Source organism: Paenibacillus silvestris, assembly GCF_009882985.1.
Classification (GTDB): Bacteria; Bacillota; Bacilli; order Paenibacillales; family NBRC-103111; genus Paenibacillus_E; species Paenibacillus_E silvestris.
This window is the reverse complement of sequence record NZ_WTUZ01000010.1, coordinates 76,627-94,358: the sequence shown is the minus strand read 5'-3', so window position 1 is coordinate 94,358 and position 17,732 is coordinate 76,627. Positions and strand designations below refer to the sequence as shown.

Below are 17,732 nucleotides of genomic sequence, written 5' to 3'. Positions count from 1 at the left end.
TCGGAATAGTACGTTTTACCGTACTAAGTACGTAAAAAAATAGTACTTACGAAATTCAGAATACTTTGATAAAGTCGGGGTATGAGCTTCGGAATTTGCGGTATAAGGAGTTAACATTATGGAAACTGATAGAGATCAATCGTATCGAACACAGGGGATTGTGACTACGTTACAAACAATAGGTGGAAAGTGGAAGCCGTTGATCTTGTTTATATTGATGAAAGCGGGGACCAAACGATTTGGTGAATTGAGACGCATGCTCCCCGAAGTAACACAAGGGATGCTTACGAATCAGCTCCGCGAAATGGAGAAAGATAAACTCATCATTCGGCAAGTATTTCAGACAATCCCACCGAAAGTCGAATATTCACTATCTGACCATGGAAGAACGTTAAGTTCTATACTGACCGATATGTGCGGGTGGGGGTTTCACCATATCGAGTTTATAAATGAAAACGAATGACATCCATGAGGCTAACCTGGAAAACGAATAGGTACAGGTATGGTAGGTAGAAAGAGTTCAAAAAAAGAAGAGCCACTTGCAGATGGTTATTTCCCGCAAGTGGCATTTTTGTTGACTTTTAATAAAATACTCTACTCATCAAAACATCCAGTGCACGTTCAATCTCTTTCAATTCTTCATCGGATACGGTTCCGATTCTCTGGGCGAGCTGAGATTCAATACGTTGAAAAACTTCACCCATCATCGCATGACCTTCATTAGAAAGTCGGATAGACTGTTTGCGACGGTCTTCGGCATCAGCAACCTTTTCGCACAAATGTTTCTCGGTCAATTTTCTAAGCTCACGGCTTGTATTCGGCATAGACATATGCATGCAGTCACTGATCTCGCTAAGTGTAACGGGCTGGCTGACAGCAATATATTCTAGAATTTTATATTGGACGGGAGTAAGGGATTCTGATCTCACATCTTTCGTCATATCATGCGTTACTTGGTGCACAGCCGTCGTGAAAGTTATGAATTTCTGAAACAGTATATTCTTGTCCACAGGATCACCTCATACTGAAATAGTAGCAGATTAATTATCAATTAACAATTATCAATTGACAACTAAAAAGGGTGTGTGCTACGCTTTACTTATCAAAAGACAAGTAAAGGAGTGCTACAATGAAAACACTGATCATTTACACGCATCCAAATCATCAAAGTTTGAGTTATGCATTTTTGCAGAAGGTCATACAAGGAAGTAGTGAAAATCCGAAAATAAGTGAAATGAGGGTATTGGATCTCTATGAGGAAGGATTTAATCCGATCCTGGTTTTTAATGAGCACAAGCGTAGGAGAGATATGCACGCGGACCCTGATCTTGCCATCTACAGGGAGCAGCTCAAATGGGCTGACAAAATCGTATTCGTGTATCCGATCTGGTGGGGACGACCTCCAGCGATGCTTATGGGGTATATCGATCAGATGTTTGCTTCGGGATTTGCCTTTCAGGATAAGGGAGGGTTACTTGCCGAAGGTCTTCTGAAGGGGAAGTCGGTGGTGTGTATTTCAAGTATGAAGGGACCTGTCCTGTACCCATTATATTGGCTAAACAATGCTCACAAAGTATTAATGAAAAAAGCACTATTTAGCTATGTTGGAATCAAAAAGGTCAAGTTTTTTGAATTCGGCAGTATGGAGAGTCCGCGAGGAAATCACCAACGAAAATTAGAAAAAGTATATACCTATTTTAAAACGGTCGCTCATTAATTTTCGAGAATTAGACTGCCGTTATTTTAATACTTGCGTTTTTTTATTAGTTGCCGCAAAGAATCAATGGCTAAACTAATTCCGATGAGAATTCCTGAGACAGCAACTACGAAAGCAAAATACTGAAATACCGAATAATCCTTCATTTTTGTCCAGTTAATAGGTCCTTTTAAATCTTCTATTACTTGATTCATGCCATAAATGCCGCTTATTACGGTATAGATCGTTAAAATACGAAGCATATAACTAGCGCGTTTATTCGTATAATTGGACTGATATTCAAACAGATCGGTCAGCGTCCTTTTTACCTCAACAAAAAGCTCATCATTCCCATAGAACTTCCGCAGCTGAAGGAAGATCTCTTTCCCTTGGGACTGGGAAACGACTTCAATAAAATAATATTTTGCAGAAAAATCAGTAATAGACCGAATTAATTCTTCGATTTTACCCTGGTTTTGCTCCAGACGAACTTGGGAGTATTGGTTAGAAATTTTGAGAAGCACGATTTTGTGAAATAAATTAAGCAGCAGACCATAATAATACTCGCCATACATTTTATTGGCTATTTTGACTGCTATAGGATGAGATTGTTTGGTGATACAAGAAAATGCGTTTTCATCTGTGATAAAGTAAGTGTCTGGCCCCCACCTGTCGTAAGAGTGCCGCTCGCTGTACGATTTGATATAATTCAAATTGGTTGCGCCAATGAATGGTTTGCCTTCTTTATCCAACCCGTCGATACGTGCAGCCCGATAAATGTCCACTAAAGAGATTTCTGAACTTTCTACGAATGAATAAAAACATGCTACATACATGCATTCATCCAGAAAGAAAGGCAACTTCTCAAAGTGGGCTTCGTTCTGCCGTCCTTTCTCCAAAAACGCCAAAGTATTTGGCCCTAAAATATGAAATATAAACGATTCACTTTCTTTAAATGTCATCTTGTTATTTTGAATATAAGATTCATCATCTTGCTTATTCATATTCTGAAGGACTCTAAACCGCTTGGCGAATTCCAGTGCTAGTGAATAACTGAGCTCCGCACAATTTAGTTCTGTGCGAATCGTGATAAATCCTAGGTCAAAAGGGCAAAGGATAACGTCAAGCGAATGAATTGTAAAAGCTAAATTGTAATACGGGGAGTGGAGGGAACATTCTAAATTCATTTGTTTGGAATAACGTCGAAAGCCTTCCTCGTTACCTTCCGCATGAGGAAACAAGAACTTGCTTGTGAAAGGTAGATAGTATCGTTCCATCTCCCGGTGAGACACTTGATACCCCGGTCCATAATACCTCTCTTCTTGCTGAGTCTCGTATATAAGAAATGGATTAAATTCATCTTTGAGTAATTGTTCTTTGAAACGATTTTGTGAGGTTCGGTTGATGGAAAAAGGGAAGATGAATTGATGCAGTGCCACATGCATGGTTTTTTCAGATATAGCCAAACGCTGCTCCATTTGCAAACCCCCGTACTTAAGATTTACAAGTAATATTCCCAAATTAAGGTGAAAATATGAGAGTGGATGCTTTTGAAAATCGGTCTTTCCTGTATAAAAATTCCATTCAACGCTCAAACTAGTATCACGTCTAAAACTAGGGGTTTAATTCATGCTAAATTTAGTCCAGGAAATTAAATCCAGATTCGCTGAGCATGATGATTTTTTCATTCAGGAAGAACAATTTCATCAAATTACCGTTTACCTTTTAGGATTAAGCACGCTGATAGACTTCACGAATTCAAATTTATATATTCGACAAATGGCGAAAATGTCGTCCTCCATCACTGAACTATTCACTAATCTTAGTGATCAACTTGATGTTGATGCCGAACAAATCGCCAAAGGAATTGTAGAAGGCAGATTAGTGCTCATATCAGAGAGCAATCGCAATGTCTTACTTGACCCCATCTCCCACAACCTAAGCCGAAACATTGATCAGCCCAAAAATGAAAGTAACATCCTTGGTCCTATGGATGCCTTTGTAGAGAATATTGATACTAACTTAGGGTTGCTTCGAAAGTGGCTGAGTACAGATCGTTTGTGCCATCGTTCCTATCAAGTTGGAGAACTCGGTAAGCGAAGGATTTCAATGCTGTATATTAAAGGAAGAGCTCCAAGTGCTCTAATTGAAAAGGTTGACCAGCAGTTAAAACAAATTGAAATGGATATTGATACGATTGATGACCTTAATAAGCATTTTGGACAACGCAAGTTCAATCCTGTCAGCTGTCTATTCTCGACTGAAATTCCGAATCAAGCCATCGATTCGTTAAAAAAGAACAGAGTCGTTCTTTTTATAGACAATTACCCGTATGCACTTGTTTTTCCTCATCTATTTCTGGATATGCTCAGTACGGTAAACGATCGCAATTTCCCTTATGGGCTGTCACTCATGATTCGAACTCTAAGGGGATTGGGAGCATTAGCCACACTCGTACTTCCCGCTTTATATGTTGCGTTAACATCGGTTAACCCTGATGTTTTGAAAATCGATCTCGCCTTGTTTATCTCAGAAAGTAGAGAAGGAATTCCACTAACACCCATTATTGAAACCCTTACAATGGTCGTGATCGTCGATTTAATCATTGAAGCGATTGTGAGACTCCCGAAAAGTGTAGGTCCTGCTATTACAATGGTTGGAGGGATCATCCTTGGCCAGGCGATGGTTGAAGCAAAATTAGTTAGTAATTTATTAGTCATTGTGATTACCGCGATGTTGATTGCAAGTTCAGCAGTAGTTGGCGTACAAAATTCCTTGTACATTCGTGCACTGAAGTACCCCATTTTAATTTTGGCTTCTGTTTACGGTATTTTAGGTTTATTTGCTGGTTTAACTTTTGTTTGTATATATTTGGCAAGTTTAACGTCATGCGGCATTCCGTATGTGACATTTCGTATAGAAGGAAAGGGCGACACAAAGTGACTTCAAGGTTACAGCTTGGGTTGGTTTTTATTATCATGCATATGGGATTCGGTTATATGCAGTATCCTAATCTCATATATAAGTTAACGAAAACCGGTCATTGGGGAGTGGTTCTTTCTTACGGATTGCTACAATTGATCTTAATGATAGTCTACAAGAAAGGTTTAAATTATTTCCCGCAAAAAGATATGATCGATATTTATTTGAAGATGGGAAAATGGGTTGCGTTCATTTTCCTAATCCCCTGCATATTCAATTTGACTGCGGTGGTTGCGATGAGTCTTCGCCATCATGCTGAAGGCATTGGCTCCATTTTTTTAATTCGGACACCTGGCTGGGCAATATTGATTCTTCTCCTCGCAATTTCAACCTATACAGCTATAAAAGGTTTAGGTACGATATTGCGGTCCTCCGTTTTCATTTTCTTCATTGTTAATTTTATGGTGATTTTTGTCATTATCTCCTCGGTTGTCAATATTGATTTTAAGAACGCTTTACCGGTATGGCCGTCATCCCTCGATTTCTTAACGGATATGAATTTCTTATATCTTATGGGATTCTCATCATTATTAATAGGATTTGTACCACCTGAAACTAATTTGAAGTTCGGCCAACTTATTGGGGTATGGGCTTATGTGATATGTTTCTATCTAGCTGTTGTGTATTTACCGCTCTTCATTTTTGGTCAAGAAACTGTCGTTACATTTCCTTTTCCTACAAAAGAAGCGGCGGATTCCGTAGACATGAATTGGTTTGTATTCAACCAGCAAACGATGTTCTTCGGTCTGTCATTGGTCGGGTTTACAGTGATATTAAATGCTGTTTTACTATGGATGATTGGTCAAATCATACAGAAATTGTTCAAGTGGAGGAGAAGCAAAGCTTCTTATTGGATAAGTGCTTTTTCACTTATTGCATTCATCTTCGCAGTGTCTGTTCCAAGTCTTGCCTGGATTGAGAAATTAGCTTTGTGGGCTGCAGGCTTTAATGTTTTTTTTATCGTTATTATTCCTTTTACCATTTTTATCTATGGCTTCTTTGCTGGTAAGGGGAGGTTGGGTTATGAAAAGAACTAGTTGTTTTAAAATTGTTATTGTTCTTATCGCTCTACCCCTTCTCAGTGGGTGTTGGGATATTAAAGAAATAGATAAACGTGACATTCCGTTAATCATCGGGATTCGCAGGGAAAACGATAATCAATACAAAGTGACCTTGTATATTCCAGAAACGGAAAAAGGCAGTAAATTATCAAGAACAGTAACCCAAAAGGGTACAAACGTTTCAAGCGCTCTGGAACAGCTGAAAACTAATACGAAGGATGCTTTGTACTACAAACAAGTACGATTAATTCTCATCCAAAGCAATTTGGCAAATGACAATGAAGATATCAGTGAAGTCATTCAATTTTTGATGAAATCCAAGGAGTTACCTTCCATTGCATTGCTGGCCATTACAGATGAAAATATCGAGAAAATGTTTTCAAGTATTAACGATAAACTAGATTCCCATGCAACCTCCGTCATTGACTACTTTTATAAAGGGGTTGATTGGGCACCTGAGATTTCGACCACCCGTATTTGGGAGGTTTATCGAAGCTTGTTTTCATATACAAATGATATTGCCGTTCCCGTCGTTAATTCCGGAAAAGATACCTTATTCAGTTTTGAAGGATCCGCGGTGTTGAAAAATGGAAAGATGATGGAAAGAATTAGTCCAAGTGAAAATCAATTCATTCATTTGTTTCAAAACCATCAGACAAAAGGAAAGATAGAGAGTCTTGGCTACGCCAGCATCATGGTAAAAAATAGCTCCTTACAAATTAAACCGTCAATGAAAACGGATGAGTTGATGGTGTCAAGCGATTTATCTATAAAAATAGAAATTCTAGAAAAAAAAGAAGGCGTCTCGCATGCTCAAATACAAAGTGACCTTGAGAAACTGATCGAAAAGCGATTTTACAGTTTGTTCGAACAAGCCCAAATAAACAAAGCGGACATTTTCGGATTTGGCCAACATTTCCGCAATCAAATTCCTTATTCGGAGTTAAAGAACTGGAGAGACGAATATTACCCTCATTTAAAAGTGAATTTTCAGGCTCAAGTAAAAATAGAATAAATAAAAAACAAAGGGGATCACCCCTTTGTTTTTTTATTGCTAGATGTACAAATGTAATATTGGAATTGGAATATCCTAATCTAGGATGATGGATCCTTCAGGCAAAACAGCATCCTTATTGACAGCGATTAATCCTACCCCACCAGGGATATATACAGCTACCGTATCTTCACTGACATTTACATAATAGCCGGGAACATAGGTACCATTCACTAAAGTTTGAACAAATCCATCCTGATACGTGTAAGTTGGCGTATCCACAGTTTCGGTCGCGGCACTTATGGCGCTCGGAAGCATTAAACTCGAACCCGCAAGAAGTAAAATCAATTTGGTTTTGAATGAACTCATCGTGTACCACTCTCCTAAGGTATGATTTATTGTACTGCCTCATCATATCTGTAAACAATTTGGGATATATTTGAAACATTTGCCAAAGAAATATTTGGATATAAAAAAATTGAATATCCTGGTTCCGCATTTTTCATGTTATTATTTTACGGAGACTACCAAGAAGATAAGATGAGGTGTAATAATAGTGAAACTTATTGATTTAAGTGTCCCAATCAGTCCACGAATTAGGGAACCATTGCCTGCAAAAATCGAATACTCCACTCACGAGGACGGAGCACTCCAAGCAGCAGCAGCGCTAGGTCTCTCACCTGAGGATTTTCCTGAAAAGAAGGCGTGGGCCACAGAGACTGTCACATTAAATACGCATTCTGGAACACACGTAGATGCACCATGGCATTACTGGCCTACTTCGGAAGGTGAGCCCTCAAGAACAATTGACGAGCTTCCGCTAGAGTGGTTTTATTCAGATGGCGTGGTACTTGACTTCAGCAGTAAACCGCCGGGTTATGAAATTACCAAAGACGATCTAATCACAGAGTTGAAGCGGATCAACTATACCCTGAAACCACTGGATATCGTACTCATTCGCAGCGATGCAGATAAACGACTTTACAACGAACATTATGCGTTCCTGCATGCTGGCGTTTCACCTGAGGCGACACTTTGGTTGCTCGAATGTGGAATCAAGGTAGTTGGAACGGATGGTTGGGGTTGGGATATTCCGCTGAATTTGCAGGCTGAGGAATATCGCAAGAACCCGAGAGAAGGTGTGCTATGGGCAGCGCACTATTTAGGCAAAGATAAGGAATATTGCCAGATTGAAAAACTTGCGAATCTTGATCAACTGCCACAACCATACGGTTTCAAAGTATCCTGTTTTCCTGTTAAGGTAGAGCGGGCAAGTGCCGGTTGGGCGAGGCCAGTTGCCATTTTTGAGTAAACAAGGTGCAGGGAGATCCAGTTTCGGAGGTATGGCAAATGAGATCTGAAGATCAAATTAAGCGCATGATTAATCAGTTAGAGCAGACAGCGCAGCGACTCAATTCTGCAGACAACGAAGAAGAAATAAATGCGATTCGTTCCAAAATTGAAATTTTGGAGTGGGTATTGAATGCACCCGTAGGAAAATATCACGCGTGAGCATATACAAAATCATCAACCATGCAATTCATGAGAGACCGTGCGGAGTCTGATCCGACGGTCTTTTATCGTTCAGTGAAAATTGAATGCTAAGCAATGCTTTCCTAATTGGTAATCGACCGACTCTGTGAAAACGTTACCAAAATATGTTAATATGGTGAAGAGCAGTTCAGTTTAATGCGGAGGGGAGCTTGAATGATTGATTTTAATGAAATTCCCTTGAAAAAAGTGCATATTATAGGTTCCGTTGGCAGTGGTAAAACAACATTAGCTAGAAATCTTTCAAATAAACTATTAATTCCGCATTACGAATTGGATAACGTTGTTTGGAAGAGGCATCAACCAAGAGACATTAGAAGAACAGATGAAGAAAGAGATCAGCTATTCAGATCAATTGTTCATTCAAATAGTTGGATCATAGAGGGAGCTCATTATAACGAATGGGTATTCCAAAGTTTTAATCGTGCCGATTTAATTATTTTCTTGGATACGAATTATTCAAAAAGAAAGTATCGAATCATTCGAAGATTTATTTTACAGGTACTTAGAATAGAAAAATCCAACTATAAACCGAATTTGGACATATTCAGGAAGATGTTTATCTGGAATGATAATTTTGAAAGTAAGGTCAAACCAAAAGTTATACATAAGTTAGCTGAACATTCTTCTAAGTCCATAACGCTAAAGGAAACAAGTAAATTTATAAGCTCTCTAGATTGACGTATAATCGTTGAGAAAGCGCTCTATCCAGTAATATAATGAGAGTAGTACCTTGACAGTCAGAGTAATATGGCTTATCATACAGTTATGGAGGTGATTGTATGAGCGAGAACAAGATCACATCCGACCTGCTGCGAGGACATACAGATACAATGATATTACGGCTTTTGTCCGAAGCTGATCGATACGGTTACGAGATTGTCAAACTAATCGCTGAGCGTTCAAGCGGTGAGTATGAACTTAAGGAAGCTACGATGTACTCCAGCTTTCGACGGCTTGAAGCAGATGGCGACATTGAGTGGTATTGGGGCGATGAATCACAGGGCGGACGACGTAAATATTTTAGAATAACCGAAAAGGGCAAGAACACTTACGATCGCAACAAAAGCAACTGGGAGTATGCAAAACGCGTGTTAGAGAACTTAGTATAAGGAGTGATTTGAATGAATCCCAAATTGACGAATTATCTGAACAGCGTATTTACACCATACGACGGGGTGAAGAGTGTCACCGAATTAAAGGCTGACCTTCTTAGCGATTTGCAAGAGCGATATCGTGAACTAAGAGAGGAGGGTAAAGATGATGAAACAGCGTTCAAAATGACTGTGGAAAGTATTGGCGACATTGAGCAAACGATTCTGGAGGTCGCTAACCTCTCCCGTTCATTGGAACGGCAAGTATTGACCAATTTCAGTGGAAGCAACCTCACGGATAGTGATTTTGCAGGCGTTACGGCCCATAAGGGGCAGTTTAAGGGCAGTGCGCTGCACGGTTCCGACTTTTCAGGTGCAGATTTGACCGGCAGTTCATTTAAGGCCAGTGATGTGCGCGAAGCCAATTTTGATGGTGCGAATCTGACGGACTGCAGCCTAATCACACTTGATTTGAAAAATGCAAGCTTCAATAAGACGATCCTAGTACGAACAAATTTCAGCAAGTCGGGACTTGATGGTGCCAAATTCACGGGTGTACGACTAACTGATGTTACGTTAACGATGACCGATCTTAGAAAAACGGTTTTTGAAGGTTGTGTATTTGAAGGCGTTGATTTCAAATATACGGATCTGACCGGGCAACGTTTTGATGGGCAGACATTTATCGGGGTGAAATTTGACAAAGCAGCGTTAACCGAAGTCTCATTCAAGGGCGCTACCTTTCATAATGTATCTTTTCAGCCTGGGTTTACTCTCACTAATAAGTACTATCGTATGATCAAAACCGTCATCTTTGACGGGGCAACAATGGATAAACTGACCTATGCGCTGCTCAAAGGTATGGGAGCCGAACTATCCAAAGTTACGATTCGTTAAGGAGGGAAAACAAATGACAAAGATCACAACGGAACAAAGTAAGGGCGGTTTCTCCAAATCAGGGCTAATCAGAATGCGTGATGTACTGGAACGGCACGTTGAATCCGGGAAAATTCCTGGGCTCGTAGCCCTGATCAGCCGGAACGATGAGAAGCACGTGGAAGCAATGGGTACGATGCGCCATGACGGTGGTGCGCCAATGAGCCGGGACACGATCTTCCGGATGGCGTCCACTTCGAAGCCGGTCGCGGTCGCACCTGTAATGATTTTGCTTGATGAATGCAAGCTGCGACTGGATGACCCGGTTGATCCATGGCTGCCAGAGCTTGCTGACAGGCGAGTGCTCAAACGGGTCGATGGACCGCTAGACGACACTGTGCCAGCGCGGAGGCCAATCACCGTAAGGGACCTGTTGACCTCCACGTTCGGGCTCGGCATGGATATAACGCTTCTGGGCTCGCCGATTATGGGTGCGATCTTCGAGCAGGGGCTCACGCCCGATCTGCCGACGCCGATGCCCGAACCGGATGAGTGGATGCGGCGTCTCGGCACACTCCCGCTGATGTACCAGCCGGGAGAGCGCTGGCAGTACCACATCAGCAACGATCTACTCGGTGTGCTCGTCGCTAGGGTGACGGGGCAATCGTTCGAATCGTTCCTGCGTGATCGCATTTTTGACCCGCTGGGCATGAAGGACACTAGTTTCCATGTACCCGATAACAAGATCGACAGGCTGCCACCACTCTACGCTCCCAACCCACAGACTGGAGAGTTCAATGTGTGGGACGAGGCCAAGGGTGGACGCTACAACCTGAATCCAGCATTCCAAGGCGGAGGCGGCGGACTTACCTCCACCGTTGACGATTATCATGCTTACTACCGGATGCTCCTGAATAACGGAGTGCATGGCACCGAACGGATACTGTCCCGGCCAGCCATTCAGCTTATGACCACCAATCGCCTCACGCCGGAGCAGCAAGCCGTCCGATCTGCCATGGCCATCAACAACGTCCATTTGTCTTTCGGCCAAGGTCAGCACGGCGGATGGGGATTCGGCATGGCGGTGCGGACCTACCGTGGTGACTATGCGTCCGTCGGCCAGTTCGGCTGGGATGGCGGGAGCGGCACCTCGACCTACGCCGATCCAGACAACCAGCTCATTGGCATTCTGCTCACGCAGGTCGGGATGTCCACTCCGGATTCAGCGCGGCTTATTCACGATTTCTGGACCACAGTGTATCAGGCAATCGAAGACTAATACCGTTTGTATAAAAGATTAGGCTGTCCCAGAAAGTTCAAAAATAGGCGCTCCCTCTGTCATTGGATGACTTGGGATAGCCTATTTTTTTATGAATCTGAGACTAATAACTGGAAAAAGCCCAGTTAATTCGCTCCTTTAACCCTGTTTCCATACTCAATCATCTGCATGAACAGGAGAAGTTCCAGTTGTTCGTCCCATTAATGTGTTATTGGGAGAATTAGCGGCCTTATTTCCTGTTTATCCAAAGAGATGCTCCCAAAATTCGTGGTGGAGTTAACTCAAAAATTAATATTATTGATATTTAAATTAAAAAAATTAACTTCATGCGTTCATATATTTAATATTCTGAATTATAATATAAATAAAGAAGGGAGTGGAGTATGAAATATCCTATCATCACACAGTGTCCTGTATGCGACCATTCACTGCACGCCGTCAAACTGGCATGCGGACATTGCCAGACAACGATTGAAAACACGTTTGAATTGTCAAAGTTGGCTCTACTTTCACCGGAACAGCTGCATTTTGTGTACACCTTTCTAGTGAATAGGGGCAACATCAAGGAAGTGGAGAAAGAGCTTGGCATCTCTTACCCGACGGTGCGCGGCAAGCTCAATGATATCATCACTGCCCTCGGATTTGAGACGCGCAAGAAATCGGAAGTGGATGAGAAGAAGATCATTTCCATGTTGGAGAATGGCGAAATTACAGCGGATGAAGCGGTCAAAATGTTGAAAGAAGAATAGGGAGGAAAAACGATGAAAGAAGAAATCAGCAAAGTGTTGTCCATGATGCAAGAAGGCAGAATTGATTCAGTCAAGGCTTCGGAGCTAATCGACGCGCTAAAAGAGAAGCCTATGACCCATTCATCGCAAGTCATGCAGGTAATGGGTAAATCTGACTTTTCGAAGAAACTTTCATCGGTATCCAGCCGATATTTAGATAAAACATTGAAAATACGTGTAACTTCACAAGAAAACGATAACGTCAACATCAATTTGCCAATTAAACTAGTGAAGGCTGTTCTCGTTGCGGGGCACAGCATCGCGTCCAATATTCCACAGGCTGCGAAGTATGTGAAGGATATCGATATCAGCCTGCTGATCGATGCCATCGAAAACGAACTTGACGGGCAAATTGTTGATGTTCGCTCTGGTGAACATGATACAGTCACAGTAGTCATTGAGTGATCGCTCATGATGACTGTGAAGGTTAAAACCAATAAGCTCGCTTTTACGATTCCAGTCCCTTATTCAATATTGCACATGGGCAGCGGTATTCTGACTTCTAATTTCGTACAGCGCAAAATGAGGGATTGGATGTACCAGCAAGACCGACAAGCGAGTTGGAACTCAAGCTCCGAAACTGGGTACGATGGGGACAGCAGTCGGTTTGGGATTGAGCTGGTACTTTCAACTCTTGATAACCGCAACACGAAGCTAGTCATCAGTCAGCTAATTAACGAGTTGCAGCGCTGTAAAGGGACGGTTCTGGTTGATGTTCAGGCTCAGGACGGTACGGAAGTGTTGATAATCTTGTAGGTTGGTAGATTGTATATCTATAAATTAAAAGACAGATGGCGGAAAAAGCTAGCTGTCTTTTTTTGTATGTCTAGCAGGGCTATTCGATCTTATAAATATTTTTATATTATATTGATTATTTCATAATTTGTTGTGGATTTAATAAAATTTTACACTGAACATACGAATTAACAACTTAGACAATCAAATGGATAGGGGAACAACACCATGACTATTACTGGAATAGGGGCGACTAACGCCCATGCCCGCTTAATTATTGACAGTTACGAGCGCTTAACAGGGAAGAAACTGTTGGAAGATGAGCCGTTACCTGGAACGGAATTTGAAGCGTTATATCATTTGCCGTTCATCGTCCTTTCCCATGGACACGAACAGGATCCAGTGCTCAATTTCGGCAACCTGGCAGCTCAGAAGTTATGGGAGATGGATGGGGACACATTTACGCAAACGCCATCTCGTTTAACGGCGGAGCCGATGGAACGGGAGGCGCGTGACCATTTCCTGAGGATTGTCAATGAACAAGGCTTCATCGACAACTACACGGGAATCCGGATTTCCAAGTCAGGTCGACGATTCTATATCGTGGATACAACGGTGTGGAATCTGATCGATGAGACCGGTCATAACCACGGACAAGCGGCTACCTTCCGAGAGTACCGGTATATTTAATTCATCGTAAGTTAAAGGAGTCATGTAATTGATAAATTATGAACGCTATTTTTCGGAAAATAAAGATCAACACCTTTCTGAACTCATGGAGATACTTTCTATTCCCAGCATTTCTGCGCTATCCGATTATAGTTCTGACATGATTAGGGCGGCTAATTGGTTTGCGAGTCAGCTTATCCATGCAGGTATGGAGTATGTTGAGATACATCTGACAGATGGATTTCCTATTGTGACGGCGGATTACTTGCATGCTCCAGGCAAGCCGACTGTGCTCGTCTACGGTCATTATGACGTGCAACCTGTCGATCCGCTTCCGTTGTGGACAACGCCGCCATTCGAGCCAGAGATTCGCGACGGCAAGCTTTATGCACGCGGGGCTACAGACGATAAAGGTCAATTATTTTTACATATCAAGGCGGTTGAAGCGATTTTAAAGCAGGAAGGAACACTGCCGATCAATATCAAGTTCTGTATTGAAGGGGAGGAGGAGCTAACTAGCCCTAATCTTCCTTCATTTCTCGAAGAGCATCAACAAATGTTGGCTGCGGACGTGCTGCTCATATCCGATATGGCCATGCTCGAAAAAGGCAGACCGTCAATCACGGTTGGTCTCCGTGGTGTGTGTTCACTTGAGGTGAGTGTGCGAACGGCCAATTCTGATCTGCATTCCGGTCTTTTTGGTGGCGGTGTTCCGAATGCCCTGAATGCATTGGTCAGCTTACTGGCTTCGCTTCACGATAAAGCGGGCAAAGTGACGGTTGAGGGTTTCTACGAAGGCGTGCCCGAAATTACGCCATCGATGAGAGCGGAAGTCGTGGAAATGAACCACGACGAAGAAGGGGTTCGTAAGAGTCTGGGGCTGGACGCCTTGTACGGTGAGGAAGGCTATTCCTTCATCGAACGTGTTGGTGTAAGGCCGACGCTAGATTTTAACGGGGTCTATGGCGGATTCCAAGGTGAAGGTTTGAAGACAGTTATCCCAAGGGAAGCACATGCTAAAATTTCGTGCCGTCTTGTCGGCGAGCAAGATCCGCAAGATATTATAAACAAGATTACGCGCCACTTGGAAGACTCCATTCAACCAGGTGCAAAGTTATTTGTTAAATCCGGTTTTCAGGTCCCGGCATTTCGTCTTGATTCTAAGAATGTCTTTCTGCAGCTTGCAGCTGATGCATATGAGGAGGTCTACGGCATAAGGCCTTTGTTTACAAGGGATGGCGGGACAATACCTGTCGTTGAAATGTTTTCTCGTATTTTTCAAGCACCAGTTGTATTGATGGGATTCGGGCTTCCGGATGAGAATTTGCACGCTCCGAATGAACATTTTAACCTTGAAAACTTTGATAAAGGACTTTTGACCATTACCTCATTTTTGAAAAGGCTTTGAATATTCTTGTGTGGACAAAAATAAATGTGAGACTCACAGCCCGCTGCTGTGAGTCTCTTATTTGTGCCGAAATAGAATAGAATCAGAGAAAATCCACTAGTCGCCACCTCCAAGTGTTGGATGCATTCATTGCCCTTTACAAATAGAATGTATTATTTAGTATTTTTGGGGAGGTGGCTTATGTCACATAAAGATAAAAATAAAGATAAATGTCGACCCTGCCCACCAGGACCTGCGGGACCTAGAGGGCCTCGTGGATTCCAAGGACCAGTAGGACCCAAAGGCCCCCCTGGTCCGCCGTTTACGCCAGGTTGTCATACGCAATCATTGGGTCCATGTTCATTGGCCGAGGGTTCTACTACGAAGTCTATAGGGTTCGCTTCCCATGCGGAAGGGTATTCAACGGTCGCTAATGGTCTAGCCTCACATACGGAGGGAACAAAAACGACTACGACAGTTTCTGGCATATATGCCCATGCAGAAGGCGAAGGGAATACAGCCAGTGGAAGGGCTTCCCATGTTGAAGGAGGAGGTGTGGATTCAGTTGGCACTTCTTTCCCTAATCTAGCTAGTGGAAATTCTTCACATGCAGAAGGTCTTGGAAATACAGCAAGTGGATTGGCTGCACATGCGGAAGGGGTAGTTGTTACGGCAAGCGGGGATGCATCCCATGCCGAAGGCGCGGAGTCAACAGCAAGTGGTTTCGCAGGTCATGCGGAAGGCCAAATTGGAAGAGCTATTGGGGACGCTTCCCATGCGGAAGGGTTCAATACGACAGCCAGCGGATTAGCTTCGCATTCAGAAGGACGGTTAACTACGGCCAGTGGCAGGTCATCGCATGCGCAAGGCTTTAGTACAACGGCAAGTGGAATTGCATCACACGCGGAAGGACAAGGTACAAATGCGAGTTCTGTAGCTTCCCATGCTGAAGGGGAAGGCACTAGTGCGAGTGGAGAAGCAGCGCATGCGGAAGGAAGCTCTACGATCGCCAGCGGTGTTGCCTCACATGCCGAAGGAAATGGAACCCAAGCGACTGGACCTGTCTCCCATGCGGAAGGCGCCGGTACGATAGCAAGTGGGCTAAATGCCCATGCCGAGGGGATTTTAACAATAGCCAGCGGAACGGCTTCCCATTCCGAAGGAGTTCAGACAAGTACCAATGGATTTGTAGGTGCCCACATTATGGGAACAACCGGAAGAGCGGACAGCGACTTTTCCTGGTTTTTAGCCAATGGTCTCAACAACGATGGAACAGGAAACAATTTGGCGGCCAAAATCATTGGTTCAGGCACGAATAATGGGAAGGGCTTTGCAGATGTTGGTTGGTTTGGAGGCGGTGCTGACTTCGCAGAGATGTTTGAAACCATTGACGGCCAACCTATAGATGTCGGTTACATGGTGACTCTGGATGGAGAGGGTGATCGTATCCGAAAAGCCAATTCGAATGATAATGATCTATTAGGCATAACGAGTGCAACCCCATCTTTCTTGGCCAATAGTGGAGAGTTGAGATGGAAGGACAAGTTTATAACCGATGAGTGGGGCAGGGTTCTGATGCATGATGTTCTTATACCCGCAGTGTTCGATCAAAAAGGAAAAGTTATCAGTCCTGAACGTATGGAAACTCGTCCGCGTATTAATCCGAATTATGATTCATCGCAAGAATACATGGCAAGGTCGAAGAGGCCGGAATGGGTCGCCGTGGGACTATTAGGACAAATACTTGTGCGAGACGATGGGACATGTCTTCCAAAAGGTTATTGTAAACCTAATGATGAAGGGATTGCGACTGCTTCAAAAGCAGGATATCGAGTTATGAAGCGTACAGGACCGCATCAAATCTTAGTTTTGGTGCAACCTGTTCAGTTTGCTAAAGAGTAAGAGGTGGGTATGGAGCTACGGCCATATTTGGAACGAACATAAAAATAGCAAAGTAGATTAATTTCTGTTTTGCTATTTTTGCGTTACTCCAGACATGTCGATAGAAGCGATTGCGATTGTCTTCTTGTTCATTTTAGTATACATTAAATGGTAAATTCATATTTTCTATAAGAGTTGGAGGACGATAACATGGTTCCAAAACATATTGTATCCGCAGCAACAATTGTAGTTAATGAGCATAACGAAATTTTATTGATAAAAGGACCTAAGCGAGGTTGGGAAATGCCAGGAGGGCAAGTTGAAGAAGGTGAATCATTGAGTCATGCCGCGATCAGGGAAACAAAAGAAGAGAGCGGAATTGATATTGAAATAACAAAGTTTTGTGGTGTTTTTCAAAATGTAAGTGCTAGCATTTGTAACACTTTATTCTTGGGCAGACCTATCGGAGGAGAATTAACAACGACCTCTGAGTCATTAGAAGTAGGCTTTTTTCCAATTAAAACAGCATTAGAGATGGTAAGTTGGGGGAATTTCAAGCAAAGAATAGAGCTTTGTTTGAATGAAGAGCTTCATCCATTTTACATTGAATTTTCAATTCCACTTAAGGATTGCTAGTGTGATGTAGTATCCCAAAACGAATAAAACCTATACACGATAGAACAGAAAACCATAAAAGAACGTTCGTTCAAAAATATTTCTTGACCGATCGTTCTTTATG

At 42.6% G+C, this 17,732-nt stretch carries 21 protein-coding genes; 18 read left to right on the top strand and 3 right to left on the bottom strand.

The genetic code is table 11. The features are described 5' to 3' along the window. The first annotated feature begins 118 nt into the window (after positions 1-118). Positions 119-463 (top strand): winged helix-turn-helix transcriptional regulator, encoded by a 345-nt coding sequence (locus GQF01_RS03900; RefSeq protein WP_161405559.1) that lies wholly within the window; start codon positions 119-121, stop codon positions 461-463. 118 nt (positions 464-581) lie between these two features. On the opposite strand, the gene GQF01_RS03895 is transcribed toward GQF01_RS03900, so the two are convergent. Then, positions 582-1,010: a MarR family winged helix-turn-helix transcriptional regulator gene (locus GQF01_RS03895; RefSeq protein WP_161405558.1), complete on the bottom strand. Its 429-nt coding sequence runs from the start codon at positions 1,008-1,010 to the stop codon at positions 582-584. Positions 1,011-1,129: 119 nt separating this feature from the next. On the opposite strand from GQF01_RS03895, the gene GQF01_RS03890 reads away from it, so the two are divergent. Further along, the gene (locus GQF01_RS03890; protein WP_161405557.1) at positions 1,130-1,717 is read left to right on the top strand and encodes an NAD(P)H-dependent oxidoreductase; all 588 of its coding nucleotides are present in this window, start codon (positions 1,130-1,132) and stop codon (positions 1,715-1,717) included. A 26-nt stretch (positions 1,718-1,743) separates the two neighbouring features. On the opposite strand, the gene GQF01_RS03885 is transcribed toward GQF01_RS03890, so the two are convergent. Then, entirely contained in the window at positions 1,744-3,174 is a 1,431-nt protein-coding gene (locus GQF01_RS03885) for a hypothetical protein (protein WP_161405556.1), read from the bottom strand. A gap of 151 nt (positions 3,175-3,325) precedes the next feature. Here GQF01_RS03885 and GQF01_RS03880 point away from each other — a divergent pair, with 151 nt between their 5' ends. Genes GQF01_RS03880 through GQF01_RS03870 form a run of 3 tightly spaced genes read left to right on the top strand, consistent with a single transcriptional unit; the run spans position 3,326 to position 6,754 of the window. After that, positions 3,326-4,639 (top strand): spore germination protein, encoded by a 1,314-nt coding sequence (locus tag GQF01_RS03880; RefSeq protein WP_161405555.1) that lies wholly within the window; start codon positions 3,326-3,328, stop codon positions 4,637-4,639. Continuing rightward, on the top strand, positions 4,636-5,715 hold the full coding sequence (locus GQF01_RS03875) for a GerAB/ArcD/ProY family transporter (protein ID WP_161405554.1): 1,080 nt from the start codon (positions 4,636-4,638) through the stop codon (positions 5,713-5,715). The genes GQF01_RS03880 and GQF01_RS03875 overlap by 4 nt, the downstream gene beginning before the upstream one ends. Beyond that, positions 5,702-6,754, top strand: coding sequence for a Ger(x)C family spore germination protein (locus GQF01_RS03870; RefSeq protein ID WP_161405553.1), 1,053 nt, complete (start codon positions 5,702-5,704; stop codon positions 6,752-6,754). The genes GQF01_RS03875 and GQF01_RS03870 overlap by 14 nt, the downstream gene beginning before the upstream one ends. 75 nt (positions 6,755-6,829) lie before the next feature. Here GQF01_RS03870 and GQF01_RS03865 read toward each other — a convergent pair whose 3' ends face one another. Continuing rightward, entirely contained in the window at positions 6,830-7,102 is a 273-nt protein-coding gene (locus GQF01_RS03865; RefSeq protein WP_161405552.1) for a hypothetical protein, read from the bottom strand. A 187-nt stretch (positions 7,103-7,289) separates the two neighbouring features. Here GQF01_RS03865 and GQF01_RS03860 point away from each other — a divergent pair, with 187 nt between their 5' ends. The 13 genes from GQF01_RS03860 (at position 7,290) to GQF01_RS03805 (ending at position 17,629) form a co-directional block, all read left to right on the top strand. Continuing rightward, complete coding sequence (locus GQF01_RS03860; protein WP_161405551.1) at positions 7,290-8,045, top strand: cyclase family protein; 756 nt, start codon at positions 7,290-7,292, stop codon at positions 8,043-8,045. Positions 8,046-8,083: 38 nt separating this feature from the next. Beyond that, the gene (locus GQF01_RS35840; RefSeq protein WP_202556065.1) at positions 8,084-8,245 is read left to right on the top strand and encodes a hypothetical protein; all 162 of its coding nucleotides are present in this window, start codon (positions 8,084-8,086) and stop codon (positions 8,243-8,245) included. Between the two features lie 195 nt (positions 8,246-8,440). After that, the gene (locus GQF01_RS03855) at positions 8,441-8,965 is read left to right on the top strand and encodes a P-loop NTPase family protein (protein WP_161405550.1); all 525 of its coding nucleotides are present in this window, start codon (positions 8,441-8,443) and stop codon (positions 8,963-8,965) included. A gap of 101 nt (positions 8,966-9,066) precedes the next feature. After that, a complete protein-coding gene (locus tag GQF01_RS03850; protein WP_157320653.1) occupies positions 9,067-9,396 on the top strand; it encodes a PadR family transcriptional regulator in 330 nt (109 codons plus the stop codon). Between the two features lie 12 nt (positions 9,397-9,408). After that, complete coding sequence (locus GQF01_RS03845) at positions 9,409-10,275, top strand: pentapeptide repeat-containing protein (RefSeq protein ID WP_161405549.1); 867 nt, start codon at positions 9,409-9,411, stop codon at positions 10,273-10,275. Positions 10,276-10,288: 13 nt separating this feature from the next. Next, positions 10,289-11,533, top strand: coding sequence for a serine hydrolase domain-containing protein (locus tag GQF01_RS03840; RefSeq protein WP_161405548.1), 1,245 nt, complete (start codon positions 10,289-10,291; stop codon positions 11,531-11,533). A gap of 383 nt (positions 11,534-11,916) precedes the next feature. Continuing rightward, positions 11,917-12,282, top strand: a complete 366-nt coding sequence (locus GQF01_RS03835) for a DUF2089 domain-containing protein (RefSeq protein ID WP_161405547.1) — start codon at positions 11,917-11,919, stop codon at positions 12,280-12,282. A 12-nt stretch (positions 12,283-12,294) separates the two neighbouring features. After that, on the top strand, positions 12,295-12,726 hold the full coding sequence (locus GQF01_RS03830; RefSeq protein WP_161405546.1) for a hypothetical protein: 432 nt from the start codon (positions 12,295-12,297) through the stop codon (positions 12,724-12,726). A gap of 6 nt (positions 12,727-12,732) precedes the next feature. Beyond that, positions 12,733-13,077, top strand: coding sequence for a hypothetical protein (locus tag GQF01_RS03825; protein ID WP_161405545.1), 345 nt, complete (start codon positions 12,733-12,735; stop codon positions 13,075-13,077). Positions 13,078-13,284: 207 nt separating this feature from the next. Next, a complete protein-coding gene (locus tag GQF01_RS03820; protein ID WP_161405544.1) occupies positions 13,285-13,746 on the top strand; it encodes an MEKHLA domain-containing protein in 462 nt (153 codons plus the stop codon). Between the two features lie 31 nt (positions 13,747-13,777). Then, positions 13,778-15,133: a dipeptidase gene (locus GQF01_RS03815; RefSeq protein WP_161406419.1), complete on the top strand. Its 1,356-nt coding sequence runs from the start codon at positions 13,778-13,780 to the stop codon at positions 15,131-15,133. 180 nt (positions 15,134-15,313) lie between these two features. Beyond that, positions 15,314-17,014 (top strand): peptidase G2 autoproteolytic cleavage domain-containing protein, encoded by a 1,701-nt coding sequence (locus tag GQF01_RS03810; protein WP_235958902.1) that lies wholly within the window; start codon positions 15,314-15,316, stop codon positions 17,012-17,014. 189 nt (positions 17,015-17,203) lie between these two features. Further along, positions 17,204-17,629, top strand: coding sequence for an NUDIX hydrolase (locus GQF01_RS03805; RefSeq protein WP_161405543.1), 426 nt, complete (start codon positions 17,204-17,206; stop codon positions 17,627-17,629). The last annotated feature ends 103 nt before the right edge of the window (positions 17,630-17,732 follow it).